Genomic DNA, 12,729 nt, shown 5'->3' with positions numbered 1-12,729 from the left:
TCTCCGCCGAAGGGGCCGCCGGTTCGGCGCGGGAGAGCGCGTTTGAACAAGGATTTCGCAAGGAATTCGAGCCGCTCCCGATCGGGGGCGGCTCGAAGGATTTACGCGGTGGCACCGGTGGTGGCGTTGCCGGAGGTGTTGGCGGGCGGCGGGGGCGGCGGCACCACGGGCGCCGTGCGCCGCTCCAGCGGGATCACCGAGGCCTCCCGCGTCATCGGTCTCGGCTGGGCCAACGCCATCTCCTGGCGCACGCCCTCGGCGATCGAGGCGAGCAGGTAGGGCGTCGCCTCCGGATTTACCGCGGCGCCGAGGTCGTCCTCGTCCATGAAGGTCTTGCGCACCGAGACCGCCGAGAGAGCCAGAATCGTCGAGGCGAAGGCGGCGCAGAGTGCCGGCACGAACACGAAGATGCGCAGGAAGGCGTGGACCTGCGCGTCGTTCACGTCGATCGGATCGACGCCATAGACCATGGCGGTGAAGGAGTGGAGCTGCGAGCGGTTGACCGAATTGCGGTAGGCCTGCTCGGCATCGGCCACCTTGCGGTCGGCCGCGCCGCGGTCGAGGGCGGCGCGGGCCTTGCGGGCCTCCTCCAGCTCCTTGACGATGGCGCCCCGGTCACTGCCCGCCTTGGCGACCGCGGCGTTGAGGGTCGCGGTACGCGGGTCGGTGACGCATTTGAGGTTCGAGTAGCGCATGCCGCGGCTGTTGGTGCCGTAGACGCGCTCGCAGCGCTGCGCCGGAAGCCCGGCGAGCTGCGAGGCGTTCTCAGCCGAGCGCCGTTCGATCTGCTCCAGTTCGTTGGTGTATTGCTCGACCCGGGCATTGGCGGCGGCGATGCGCGTGTCGATGCTGTTGCGATCGGCCTGCGCGTCCTTGAGGGCGGTCTTGGCCTTGGCCGCGTCCATCAGGCGGGGATGGAACATCATCTCGCCGAGCTGCGACACCGACTTGGTGGTGACGCCCGCGGCGAAGATGATGCCGACGATGGCGAGCGCCTTCACGAACCACGAGCGCTGGGTGCGTGCCAGGATGCCAAGCGGCACGCGGCACAGCTCCACCGCGGCGTAGACCAGCGGCGCCAGCAGCATGAAGTAGAACGCCCGGTCGTCACCGTCGCTGTAGGTGCCCGCGAACAGCCACGCCCCCCAGAGCGAGGCGCCGATCACCATGAACTCGACGAGATAGGCGATGGCGACGTAGCCCCACTTGATACGGTAGCCGCGCTCGATGTCGCGTTGGTGCTTCCAGCGCTGCTGGTCGAGCATCCATTCGCGCCGCTCGCGCTGCACGTCCCGGCTCGGAGGCGTGTCGGACAAGAATTTCATGGGCCAGAACTTCATGGGCCTTAGATCGCTACGGGCCTCCGGCTGAGCGGCGGACCTGCCATCCCCTAACATCGCGTTACCCGAGCGTAAGGGCGTATTGTGCCGAAGTTGTGCCGGCCCGATCGATGAGCGGTGGATGGCGGCCCGCCGCGATCCCCGCGGGTGAAGCGGGCGCGAAAACGGCCGATCGCCCCGGAAAACGGTTGCTCCGCCACCGGCTCGCCGCCCATGATGCCGCCGGTCCCTCCCGCGGCATCGAAGATGCAAGGAGCCGGGCCGCCCTCTCCTCCCCTCCAGGCGTCAGCATATCAGCCCGATGACCGACCCCGTGCAGGCCGGAACCCAGATCGCCGCGGAAGCCGGCGCGCATGCGGGCGGCTACCGGGAGGCGATCCTGTTCCTCGTCACGGCCGGCATCGTCGTACCGCTGTTCCACCGCCTGCGAATCAGCCCGGTACTCGGCTTCATCGGCGCGGGCGCGCTGCTCGGGCCGTTCGGCCTCGGGCGCTTCGCCGACGCGCATCCCTGGCTCGCGCCCTTCACCATCGGCAACCGCGCGGAGATCGCGCATCTGGCCGAGTTCGGCGTCATCTTCCTGATGTTCATGATCGGGATCGAGCTGTCCTGGGAGCGCCTGCGGGTGTTGCGCCGGCTCGTCTTCGGCCTCGGGGCGATTCAAGTGGCGGCCTCCGCCACCGTGATCGCCGTGATCCTCATCGTTCTGGATCAGCCGGTGGCCGGGGCGGTGCTGGTGGGGCTGGCGCTCGCCCTCTCCTCGACCGCCGTGGTGCTGCCGGTGCTCGCCGAGCAGAAGCGGCTCGGCACACCGGCCGGACGCACCAGTTTCGCGATCCTGCTGTTTCAGGATCTGGCGGTCGCTCCGATCCTGTTCGCCATCGCCGTGCTCGGCCGCAAGGATGGCGGCGACCTCGGGGCCGCGCTCGCCCTGGCGCTCGGACAGGCGGCGATCGCCCTCGCCGTGATCGTCGTGGCCGGCCGGGTCGCGCTGCGCCCGCTCTTCCATCTCGTCGCGCGCACCCGCTCGCCGGAACTGTTCATGGCGGCCTGCCTGCTCGTCATCGTGGCGACCGCGCTGGTCGCGGCGGGCAGCGGCCTGTCGATGACGCTCGGCGCCTTCGTCGCCGGCCTGCTGCTCGCCGAGACCGAGTACCGCCGCGCCATCGAGGCGACCATCGATCCGTTCAAGGGGCTGCTGCTCGGGGTGTTCTTCGTCTCGGTCGGCATGAACCTCGATCCGGCCCAGCTCATCTCGGCGCCGGGCGCGATCCTCGGCCTGTCGGTCGGGCTCCTCGTCATCAAGGGCGCCGTGGTGCTCGTCGGTGCCCGCATCATGAAGCTCTCCCGTTCGGTCGCCCTGGAGGCCGCTCTGCTGATCGGCCCCGGCGGCGAGTTCGCCTTCGTGCTGATCGGCGGCGCGATGGCGACCGGGCTCGTGCCGGAGCCGGTGGGCGGCGCCGCCCTCATCGTCACCACCGTCACCATGATCGCGATTCCCGGCCTCGCGGCGCTCGGCCGCCGCATCGGCGGCCGCGCCTCGAAGCAGCAGGTCGGTCCGGCACAGGCCGAGCCGGTGCCGGAGCCGGAGCAGAACCGGGTGATCATCGCGGGCTATGGCCGGGTCGGGCGGCTCGTCGGCGAGATGCTCAAGCGCCACGCAATTTCTCACATCGCTGTCGATTCGGACCCCGCCCGCGTCGCCGAACAGCGCCGGCTCGGCAGCCCGGTCTATTTCGGTGATTCCGCCAACACGGAGATGCTGCGCCGCTGCGACATCGCCACGGCCCGCGCGCTGGTGGTGACCCTCGACAATCCGCGTGCCGTCGAAGCGGTGGTGCAGGCTGCCCGCGCTGAGCGGCCGGACCTCACCATCGTCGCCCGCGCCCGCGACGCGCGCCACGCTACGCAGCTCTACGAGATGGGCGTCGACGACGCGGTGCCCGAGACGATCGAGGCCTCGCTCCAGCTCTCGGAGGCCGTGCTGGTCGATGTCGGCGTGCCGATGGGCCACGTCATCGCCTCGATCCACGAGCGCCGCGACGAGTTCCGCACCATGCTCAAGCGCCGGGAAGCGGAGGCGCGGCCGGTCTTCCGCGCCCGCCGCACGGTCGGCAAGGGGCGTGAGACGCCGTCCGAGGCCAAGGCCGCCGAACCGGCCCCGAGCCCGCGACCGGTCGGCAAGAGCGCCTGAGCGGAAGAGCGCCTGAACGGGCTCCGGCCCGCCCTCAGGCGTCCGGCAGCGCGGCGACCAGGGTCCGAAAACGGTCGCCACGGACCTCGAAGTTCGGGAACTGGTCGTAGGAGGCGCAGGCCGGCGACAGCAGCACGACGGGCGCCTCGGTGCCGGATGCGCGGGCGGCCCGCGCCGCCGCCTCGGTCGCGGTCTCCAGCGTGCCGCAGCGGGTGAAGGCGACGTGTCCTTCCAGCGTCGCTGCGAAGGCCTCGCTCGATGCGCCGATCAGGTAGGCATGGGCGACGCGGTCGAACAGCGGCGCCAACGGTTCGATGCCGCCCTCCTTCGCCTTGCCGCCGACGATCCAGTGGATGTCGCGGAAGGCCAGCAGCGCCTTCTCGGTCGAATCGGCGTTGGTCGCCTTGGAATCGTTGACGAACAGCGTCGGGCCGATCCGGCGCAGCGGCTCCATCCGGTGAGCGAGGCCGGGAAAGCTCTTGAGCCCCGCCGCGATTTCCGCCCCGCTGAGACCGAGCCGGATCGCGGCGGCAACTGCCGCGGCCGCGTTCTGGAGGTTGTGGTCGCCGAGCAGCGCCTGGATGCCGGAAACCTCCGCGATCACGGTGCCGTCAGGCCCGCGCACCGTACCATTGGCGCCGAAATAGTCGCCCGCCGCGTCGCCGTGCCCCTCGATATGGAGGCGGATGCGCTCGCCCGTGCGACGCTCGGCGATCGCTGCGCAATAGGGGTCGTCGACGCCGATCACCGCGAGGTCCGCGCCCGCCACAAGCCGCTCCTTGATCGCGGCGTAGTTCTCCATGGTGCCGTGACGGTCGAGATGATCCGGCGTCAGGTTGAGCAGGATGCCGACGCCGGGCTTGAGCGAGGGCGTCAGGTCGATCTGGAACGAGGACAGTTCGACCACGTGGACGCGGTTGGTCGCCGGCGGCTCCAGCGACAGGATCGCGGTGCCGATATTGCCGCCCATCTGCACGTCGCGGCCCGCATGGCGCAGCAGGTGCGCGGTGAGCGCCGTGGTGGTGGATTTCCCGTTGGTGCCGGTGATGGCCACGAACGGTGCGTCGGGTGCCAGGGCCGCGCGCTCGCGGCAGAAAATCTCGATGTCGCCGATGACCGGGATGCCGGCCTGCCGCGCCAGTCCCACGGTCCAGTGCGGCTCGGGATGCGTCAGCGGCACGCCGGGCGCCAGCACCAGGGCTGAGAAGCCCGACCAGTCAGCCTCGTTGAGATCGGTGACGGTGATGCCCTGCTCGCGGGCGCGGTCGCGGCTGCCCGCGTTGTCATCCCAGGCCAGCACGTCGGCGCCGCCGGCCAGCAGCGAGCGGACGGTGACGAGCCCGGACCCGCCGAGGCCGAACAGGGCGAGTTTCTGGCCGGCGAAGGTGGTGGCTGGCGTCATGGTTTTTATGTCTCTCGTCCCGGCTCAGCGCAGCTTCAGCGTGGCGAGCCCGACCAGCGCCAGGATGACGGCGATGATCCAGAAGCGGATCACGACCTGCGGCTCCTTCCAGCCCTTCTGCTCGAAGTGGTGGTGGATCGGCGCCATGCGGAAGACGCGCTTGCCCGTGAGCTTGAACGAGACGACCTGGATGATCACCGACATGATCTCCAAGACGAACAGGCCGCCGACGATGGCGAGCACGATCTCGTGCTTGGCCGCCACGGCGATGGAGCCGAGCAGGCCGCCGAGCGCGAGCGAGCCGGTATCGCCCATGAAGATCTGCGCGGGCGGCGCGTTGAACCACAGGAAGCCGAGCCCCGCCCCGATCACCGCGCCGCAGACCACGGCGAGTTCGCCGGTGTCGCGCACGTAGTTCACCTGCAGGTAGCCGGCATAGATCACATTGCCGACGAGGTAGGCGATGATGCCGAAGGTGGCGCAGGCGATCATGACGGGGACGATGGCGAGCCCGTCGAGGCCGTCGGTGATGTTGACCGCGTTGCCCGCCCCCACGATCACGAAGGCGGCGAACGGCACCCAGAACCAGCCGAGATTCAGCAGCGTGTCCTTGAGGACGGGGAAGGCGAGCTGGTTCTGCAGTCCGGCGGGCGAGTAGAGCGAGATCATCAGGCAGGCCGCGCCCGCGATCGCGAATTCCAGCAGCAGGCGGAAGCGCCCCGAGAAGCCCTTGTGCGACTGCTTCGTCACCTTGAGGTAGTCGTCGTAGAAGCCGATCGCACCGAAGCCGAGGGTCACCGCGAGCGTCACCCAGACATAGTGGTTGTGCGGGTTGGTCCAGAGCAGGATCGAGACCACGGCGCCGGCCAGGATCATCAGGCCGCCCATGGTCGGCGTGCCGCGCTTGGTCAGGTGGCTGGCCGGGCCGTCCTCGCGGATCGGCTGGCCCTTGCCCTGGCGCAGGCGCAGCAGCGAGATGATCCAGGGCCCGAACCAGAACACGAAGAAGCCCGCCGTGAACAGCGCGCCGCCGGTGCGGAAGGTGATGTAACGGAATACGTTGAGGGGCGTGAGCGTGCCGCTCAGTTCCGACAGCAGATAGAGCATGCGTTCGTCCGCCCGCGGCAGGTTCTTTGTCGACACGCCCGGCACGGCGTTGCGCGCGGCCGGATGGAGCGGCCGGGCGCGAGGGCCTGGCCGATGGAGTGAAGCTTAGCGAACCGCGTTCAGCGAGGCTTCGCGCGGGTCCGGCGCGACCGCGTAGCGGGCTTTCACCGCTTCGACAATGCGGACCATGCGCATGGAGTTGGAGCCCTTCACCATCACGGCATCGCCCGGCCGCAGGGTCGCGAGGACGGCGTCGGTGACGCCCTCGGCGGTCGGCGCAGCCGTCCCCCGCACCGTCATCGGCAGCGCCTCGAACAGGTGCGCCATCAGCGGGCCGACGGCGAAGACGAGGTCGATGCCGTTCGCGGCGACCGCATCCGCCAACTCGCGATGCAGCGCTTCGCCCGCCGCGCCGAGCTCCTTCATGTCGCCGAGCACAGCGATGCGCCGGCCCTTGGCGCCGGTGTCGATGCCGGCGAGCGTCGCCAGCGCCGCGCGGATCGAGGCGGGGTTGGCGTTGTAGCTCTCGTCGACGAGGAAGGCCTCGCCGTCTCCGATCCGAAGCGCCGTGCGCTCGCCGCGTCCGACCGGCGGCTTGAGGCTCGCCAGCGACAGGGCGGCGCGGGCGAGATCGGCGCCGAGCGCGTGAATGCAGGCGAGCACGCCGAGCGAGTTCATCGCGACGTGCCGGCCCGGCGTGCCGAGCTGGTAGGTCACGGGAACGCCCATCACGGTGGCATCGACCACCGAGACGTCGGGGCGGGTCAGGATGCGGTGGGCGCACACATCCGCCGCCTCGTGCTCGCCGAAGGTGATGACGCGCCCTGCCCGCGAGGCGTGCGCGTGGGCGAGCAGGCGCTCGTAGTTCGGGTTGTCGCGGTTGATCACCGCAACGCCGCCGGGCTTGAGCCCGGAAAAAATCTCGCCCTTTGCGTCGGCGATGGCCGAGAGCGAGCGGAAATGCTCGATATGCACCGGCTCGACCGTGGTGATCAGCGCCACGTCCGGCCGCACCATCGCGGTCAGCGGCAGGATCTCGGCGCCGTGGTTCATGCCGATCTCGAACACGCCGAAGCGGGCGGCCTCCGGCATCCGTGTCAGCGTCAGCGGCACGCCCCAATGGTTGTTGTAGGAGGCGACCGAGGCGTGCGTGGCGCCTTGCGCCGAGAGCACGTGGCGCAGGGCTTCCTTGGTACCGGTCTTGCCGACGGAGCCGGTCACCGCGACGATCGCCGCCCCGGTGCGGGCGCGCGCGGCCAGACCGAGACGACGCATCGCGTCCAGAACCGGATCGTCGCCCTCACCCGGCACGGCCAGCACGGGGCCGACACCCTCGAATTCCTTCGCACGCGCTTCCGCGACCACCGCCGCGCCGGCGCCCTTCTCCAGAGCAGCGCGCACGAAGTCGTGCCCGTCCCGCGCCTCGCCGCGGATGGCGAAGAACAGGTCGCCGGGTTCCAGGCTGCGGGTGTCGATCGAGGCGCCGGTGACGGCGCGCGGCGCGCCGATCAGGCGCCCACCGGTGGCCGCTTCCAGGGCGGCAGGGGTCCAGAGGGGAGCGTCGTTCATCCGTTCAACTCCGCGATCGCGGCGCGCAGGGTGTCGTGATCCGAGAACGGGAGCACGCGTGGCCCGACGATCTGGCCGGTTTCATGTCCTTTGCCGGCCACGACCAGCACATCGCCGGCCTGCAGATCCCGCACGCCCGCGCGGATCGCCTCGGCCCGGTCGCCGATCTCTTCCGCGCCCGGCGCCGCCGCGAGGATCGCGGCGCGAATGGCGGCGGGCTCCTCGTTGCGAGGGTTGTCGTCGGTGACGATGACCCGGTCGGCGAGGCGTTCGGCGATCGCGCCCATGATCGGCCGCTTGCCGGCGTCGCGATTGCCGCCGCAGCCGAACACGACGACGAGGCGCCCGCTGGCGAAGGGGCGGAGCGCGCTCAAGACATGCTCCAGGGCTTCCGGCTTGTGGGCGTAATCGACGAGGCACAAGCCCCCGTTCGCTTCGCCGATCCGCTCCATGCGGCCCGGCACGCCGGTGAGCCCTTCGAGCGCGGCGAAGACGCCGGCCGGATCGGCCTGACCTGCGGGCGTCGCCAGGGCGAGGCCCGCCGCGACCAGGGCGTTCTCGACCTGAAAGCCACCGACCAGCGGCAGGCGCACGCGATAGTCCTTGCCTGCGTGGGAGAGCGTCAGGCTCTGCGCAAAGCCCTCCGTTCCGGCCTCGACGAGGCGGATGAAGTCGCCGCCGCGCCCCGTGGTGCGGACGGCGTGGCCGGCGGCGTCGGCGACGCCGATGACGCGCTCGGCATAGGCGCCGTCCGCGTTGACGATGGCCGGGCGGCCCTTCGGCAGCAGCGTCGTGAACAGGCGGAGCTTGGCATCGAGATAGTCCTCGATGGTGGGGTGATAATCGAGGTGGTCGCGGCCGAGATTGGTGAAGGCGGCGGCCGTCAGTTCCACCCCGTCGAGGCGGCGCTGCTCGATGCCATGCGAGGAGGCCTCCATGGCCAGATCGGTAATGCCCTCGTCCGCCAGCCGCGCCAGGGTCTCGTGCAGCGTGACGGGGTCGGGCGTCGTCAGCGAGCCGTATTGCGCGCCCCGGTTGGTGACGATGCCGACGGTGCCGAGACTCGCCGAGTCCCGGCCGAGGCGTGACAGGATCTGCCGCACGAAGTCGGCGACCGAGCTTTTGCCGCTGGTGCCAGTGACGGCGACCACCGTCTCCGGCTGGCGACCGGAGAGGCGCGCGGCGGCGAGCGCCAGCGCCCGGCGGGCATCCGCGACCTCGATCCAGGCCGTCGCCTCGGGTAGGTCGTCCGGGCGTGTTCCCTCACCGGCCACGGCGACCGCGCCGGCCGCTGCGGCGGCGGCGGCAAAGCGGCGGCCGTCGGCGGCGGTGCCGGGTACGGCCACGAACACGCCGCCGGGCACGACCTTACGGCTGTCGGCGGTGAGGCCCGCGACGGGGCGGCCGGCGATGGCCGCGTCCGCCTCCGGGAACAGGGCGCCGAGAGTCCGGTCGTCAGGCGTCGGCTGGCTCATCGGCAAAACAATCCTCGGAAGCGTCCGTGCGGGTCAGGCCGACGGGGTACAGGCTGCCGTCACTGCCCGTCCACCATGGTCGCATGGTAGGCGCCGAGCTTCACCATCAGCGGGAACGGCTTCACCGGCGGATCGAAGCGCGGTGCCAGCCCGAGGATCGGCGCGGCCCGCTCGATGATCTTGCCCGTCACCGTGCCGGAATTGTAGGCGGCCGTGGCGTAGCCGCCGGTCTCGGGCAGGCCCTGCGGCTCGTCCATGATCGTCAGGAACAGGTATTTCGGCTTGTCCATGGGAGCGGCCGCCATGAAGGTCGTGAACAGGCGGTTCTTGGCGTAGCGCCCGTTGATGACCTTCTCGGCCGTGCCGGTCTTGCCGCCGACGTAGTAGAGCGGGATCGACGCCTTCTTGGCCGAGCCCTCGACCGCGTTGAGGCGCATGATGAAGCGCATCGCCTCGCTGGCCTCCGGCTTCATCACGTGGCTGGCCTTGCCCCGTGCGGTCGGCTCGTCGGTCTTCAGGAAGGTCGGCGTCATCAGATCGCCGCCGTTGATGATCGCCGCCACCGCCGCCGCCGCCTGGATCGGCGCCACCGCGATGCCGTGGCCGAAGGCGATGGTGATGGTGTTGATCTCGGCCCAGCGCGGCGGAAGGATTGGCGAGGCCGATTCCGGCAACTCGGTCCGCATCCGGTCGAGCAGGCCCATCTTCTTGAGGAAGGCGCGGTGGCCTGGCACGCCGACGCCGAGCGCCATCTTGGCCGAGCCGATGTTGGAGGAGTGGGTGAACACCTCCGGCATCGTCAGCACGCGCCCGGTGGCGTGGTAGTCGTGGATCTTCTGCCGGCCCCAGTGCAGCACGCCGCCGCGGGTGTCGAAGGTGGAGTTGACGTTGTACTTGCCGGAATCGAGCGCCATGGCGAGCGTCATCGCCTTGAAGGTCGAGCCCATCTCGTAGACGCCGACATTCATCCGGTTGATGCGGTCGTCCGAGAGCGCGTCCTTCGGCTCGTTGGGGTCGAAATCCGGATAGGAGGCGAGCGCGACGACCTCGCCGGTGGTCACGTCGAGGATCATCGAGGCGCCGGCCTTGGCCTTGAACTTCTCCACGCCCTTCACGAGCTCGTCGCGCAGGGCGAACTGGGCGCGCAGATCGAGGGAGAGCTGGATCGGCGAGAGGTCGGTCTGCTTGGCAACGAGGCCGAATTCGTTGAGCGCCTTGTTGCCGCGGTTGTCGATGTACTTCTCGATGCCCGCGATGCCGATATTGTCGAGGTTCGTCGCGCCGATGACGTGCGCGGCCGCGACCCCGTTCGGGTAGACGCGCTTGTGGTCGGGCAGGAAGCCGACGCCGGGGATGCCGAGGCGGTGAACCTCGAGCTGCTGCTTCGGCGTGATCTCGCGCTTGATCCAGACGAAGCCCTTCTTCGAGGACAGCTTGGCGCGCAGCTCTGCCGCGTTCAGCTCGGGCAGCACCGCGGTCAGGAGCTCGACCGCCTCGTCGGTGTCGAAGGTGCGCACCATCCGCTTCGGTTCGGCGAAGACCGAGACGGTGCGGATGTCGGTGGCCAGGATCTCGCCGTTGCGGTCGATGATGTCCGGGCGGATCGCGGTGGTGGCGGCGGCCGCAACACGGTGCTCGTCGCTGTTGCTCGCAGGCGTCGCCGCCATCACGATCAGCCGCACGCTGATGGTGACGAACACCGCTGTGAAGGCGAGGCCGACCAGCGCCACGCGGGCATGCGAGCGCTCGATCGCGAGACGGAACATGATCCGGGTAAGCCGGGTCAGCGCCGAGACCGGCGGCTCGCTCCGCACCACCCGGTCCGCGCCCGGCTCCGGCACGACGGCATCCGCCGCGAGCGCGTCCGGCTGCGCGTGCTGCAGGCCCGGTGACGGACCTTCCTGCGACGGATCTTCCTGGGAAGGATCGTGGGACACGGGGACGCTACCTCGAAACCGCGGGCGGGCGGGTGGAAACGGTGCGGGTGGTGACGGAGCCGGTGGTGCGCGGCTCGTCGCGGGCGCTTCCCGGCTTGTCCGTCGGAGTCACGGTCGGGGTCGCCGTGGAAGCGAGCAGGCGGCCGATCTCGTCGCCGCGGTCGGGCCGGTTCGGCAGATCGGAGAGCCGGGCGAGATGCCCGTTGCCGATCGGCTCAAGGGTGAGATGCCGCTCGACGGCCGCCTGGAGCCGGTCCGGGCGGGTCAGGAGCTGCCACTCGGCGCGCAGTACGGCGATGGCCTGCCGCTCCTTGTGCAGGCCGGTCTTCAGCTTGGAGACCTGACCCGCCTGATAGAGCGTGTCGTACTTGATCGAGTAGGCGTAGACCGCCGAGCAGATCAGCCCGACGATCGCCAGTACGTTGAGAAGCCGGATCACCGCCGTGGCCCCCGTCCCTGTGGAGCCGGCAGGCTCGCCAGCGTTTCGATGGCGCTCAGCGGCGGCGGCGCGGGCGCGTCCGTCCGCTCGCCGGCGCGCAGCTTGGCCGAACGCGAACGCGGGTTCACGTCCGTCTCCGCCTCGGAGGGCAGCACCGGACCCTTGGTCACCAGCTTGAAGCTCTTGGGTGCCGGCCGCTCCACGCCGGGGACGCGTGCCGGGAGGCCTGCGCTGCCCGGCCGCTGCGGGCCGAGAAGAACTGCTTGACGATGCGGTCTTCCAGCGAATGGAACGTCACCACCGCGAGCCGGCCGCCGGGCTTGAGTACCCGCTCGGCGGCGTGCAGGCCGCGCACCAATTCACCGAGTTCGTCATTCACCGCGATCCGCAGACCCTGGAAGCTACGGGTCGCCGGATGGATCGGGCTGCCGGGCTCGGGCCGCACCACGCCGGCCACGAGGTCGGCGAGCTGCGCCGTGGTCTCGATCGGGGCGCGGCGCCGCGCCTCGACGATGGCGCGCGCCACCGCCCGCGAGCGGCGCTCCTCGCCGAAATGGTAGAGGATGTCGGCGAGCGTGGTTTCCTCCTCGCCGTTCACGAGGTCGGCCGCCGAGGGCCCCTCCCCGCCCATGCGCATGTCGAGCGGCCCGTCCTGCCGGAACGAGAAGCCGCGCTGCGCCTCGTCGATCTGCATCGAGGACACGCCGATATCGAGCACGACCCAATCGGCCTGCGCCTCGTCCTGATCGGCGATGAGCGTGTCGAGATCGCCGAAGCGGCCTTGGACCAGCCGCAGGCGGCCCCCGGAGGCATTCACGAGATCCGCTCCGCCCCGGATCGCGGTGGGATCGCGATCGATGGCGATCACGCGCACCTCCGGCCCGGCCTCGAGCAGCGCGCGGGTGTAGCCGCCCGCTCCGAAGGTGCCGTCCACGGCCAGGCCCGGCCGGTCGAGGGAGAGCGCGGCGAGAACCTCGGCGAGCAGGACGGGAACGTGGCGAGCCTGCGCGCCCTTCGGCAGCTCGGCTCTAGCCGTGCGCGGCGCCCGGCTCATCGGCATTGCCCCACGGTGCTCTCGCGGAATCCGTAGAGAGCTCGGGCGCCACCCGGCGGGGGATGCATCATGGGAGCCTGCTGAATGGACGGACCGCAGGGCGGCCCGAGAAGTGGCGACGCCGATCCGCGAGCGGCTCCGGCCATGCGCGCGCAGTCCCGCCGAGGCAACCTGGGCGAGTGTTGGCCGATCCAGAACAGGGCGTCAACGGG

At 70.4% G+C, this 12,729-nt stretch carries 8 protein-coding genes and 1 pseudogene; 1 reads left to right on the top strand and 8 read right to left on the bottom strand.

Annotation, left to right across the window (positions count from 1 at the left end; genetic code table 11):
* Nucleotides 1–101: 101 nt before the first annotated feature.
* Nucleotides 102–1,340: a hypothetical protein gene (locus M2437_RS09060; RefSeq protein WP_003603663.1), complete on the bottom strand. Its 1,239-nt coding sequence runs from the start codon at nucleotides 1,338–1,340 to the stop codon at nucleotides 102–104.
* A 301-nt stretch (nucleotides 1,341–1,641) separates the two neighbouring features.
* On the opposite strand from M2437_RS09060, the gene M2437_RS09055 reads away from it, so the two are divergent.
* On the top strand, nucleotides 1,642–3,534 hold the full coding sequence (locus M2437_RS09055; protein WP_003603661.1) for a cation:proton antiporter domain-containing protein: 1,893 nt from the start codon (nucleotides 1,642–1,644) through the stop codon (nucleotides 3,532–3,534).
* 34 nt (nucleotides 3,535–3,568) lie between these two features.
* Here M2437_RS09055 and murD read toward each other — a convergent pair whose 3' ends face one another.
* The 7 genes and pseudogenes from murD to rsmH form a co-directional block, all read right to left on the bottom strand.
* Complete coding sequence (gene murD, locus M2437_RS09050) at nucleotides 3,569–4,936, bottom strand: UDP-N-acetylmuramoyl-L-alanine--D-glutamate ligase (protein ID WP_253387181.1); 1,368 nt, start codon at nucleotides 4,934–4,936, stop codon at nucleotides 3,569–3,571.
* Between the two features lie 24 nt (nucleotides 4,937–4,960).
* On the bottom strand, nucleotides 4,961–6,043 hold the full coding sequence (gene mraY / locus M2437_RS09045; protein ID WP_003603658.1) for a phospho-N-acetylmuramoyl-pentapeptide-transferase: 1,083 nt from the start codon (nucleotides 6,041–6,043) through the stop codon (nucleotides 4,961–4,963).
* Nucleotides 6,044–6,148: 105 nt separating this feature from the next.
* Complete coding sequence (locus M2437_RS09040) at nucleotides 6,149–7,612, bottom strand: UDP-N-acetylmuramoylalanyl-D-glutamyl-2,6-diaminopimelate--D-alanyl-D-alanine ligase (RefSeq protein ID WP_253387180.1); 1,464 nt, start codon at nucleotides 7,610–7,612, stop codon at nucleotides 6,149–6,151.
* The gene (locus M2437_RS09035) at nucleotides 7,609–9,087 is read right to left on the bottom strand and encodes a UDP-N-acetylmuramoyl-L-alanyl-D-glutamate--2,6-diaminopimelate ligase (RefSeq protein ID WP_253387179.1); all 1,479 of its coding nucleotides are present in this window, start codon (nucleotides 9,085–9,087) and stop codon (nucleotides 7,609–7,611) included. The genes M2437_RS09040 and M2437_RS09035 overlap by 4 nt, the downstream gene beginning before the upstream one ends.
* Nucleotides 9,088–9,146: 59 nt before the next feature.
* Entirely contained in the window at nucleotides 9,147–11,024 is a 1,878-nt protein-coding gene (locus M2437_RS09030; protein WP_253387178.1) for a peptidoglycan D,D-transpeptidase FtsI family protein, read from the bottom strand.
* 7 nt (nucleotides 11,025–11,031) lie between these two features.
* Nucleotides 11,032–11,463, bottom strand: coding sequence for a cell division protein FtsL (gene ftsL / locus M2437_RS09025; RefSeq protein ID WP_003602234.1), 432 nt, complete (start codon nucleotides 11,461–11,463; stop codon nucleotides 11,032–11,034).
* Nucleotides 11,460–12,517, bottom strand: a pseudogene (rsmH, locus tag M2437_RS09020) (16S rRNA (cytosine(1402)-N(4))-methyltransferase RsmH). The gene ftsL and the pseudogene rsmH overlap by 4 nt, the downstream one beginning before the upstream one ends.
* Nucleotides 12,518–12,729: the final 212 nt, after the last annotated feature.

Origin of the sequence: Methylorubrum pseudosasae (assembly GCF_029504475.1) — a bacterium.
Lineage (GTDB): Bacteria > Pseudomonadota > Alphaproteobacteria > Rhizobiales > Beijerinckiaceae > Methylobacterium > Methylobacterium extorquens.
The sequence above is the reverse complement of the archived record's forward strand: the minus strand, read 5'-3'. Positions and strand labels throughout refer to the sequence as shown.

What these genes read in the sequence shown, in the direction of transcription:
- M2437_RS09060 (WP_003603663.1), bottom strand. Translation starts at nt 1,340, where the DNA reads ATGAAGTTCTGGCCCATGAAATTCTTGTCCGACACGCCTCCGAGCCGG.
- M2437_RS09055 (WP_003603661.1), top strand. Translation starts at nt 1,642, where the DNA reads ATGACCGACCCCGTGCAGGCCGGAACCCAGATCGCCGCGGAAGCCGGC.
- murD (WP_253387181.1), bottom strand. Translation starts at nt 4,936, where the DNA reads ATGACGCCAGCCACCACCTTCGCCGGCCAGAAACTCGCCCTGTTCGGC.
- mraY (WP_003603658.1), bottom strand. Translation starts at nt 6,043, where the DNA reads ATGCTCTATCTGCTGTCGGAACTGAGCGGCACGCTCACGCCCCTCAAC.
- M2437_RS09040 (WP_253387180.1), bottom strand. Translation starts at nt 7,612, where the DNA reads ATGAACGACGCTCCCCTCTGGACCCCTGCCGCCCTGGAAGCGGCCACC.
- M2437_RS09035 (WP_253387179.1), bottom strand. Translation starts at nt 9,087, where the DNA reads ATGAGCCAGCCGACGCCTGACGACCGGACTCTCGGCGCCCTGTTCCCG.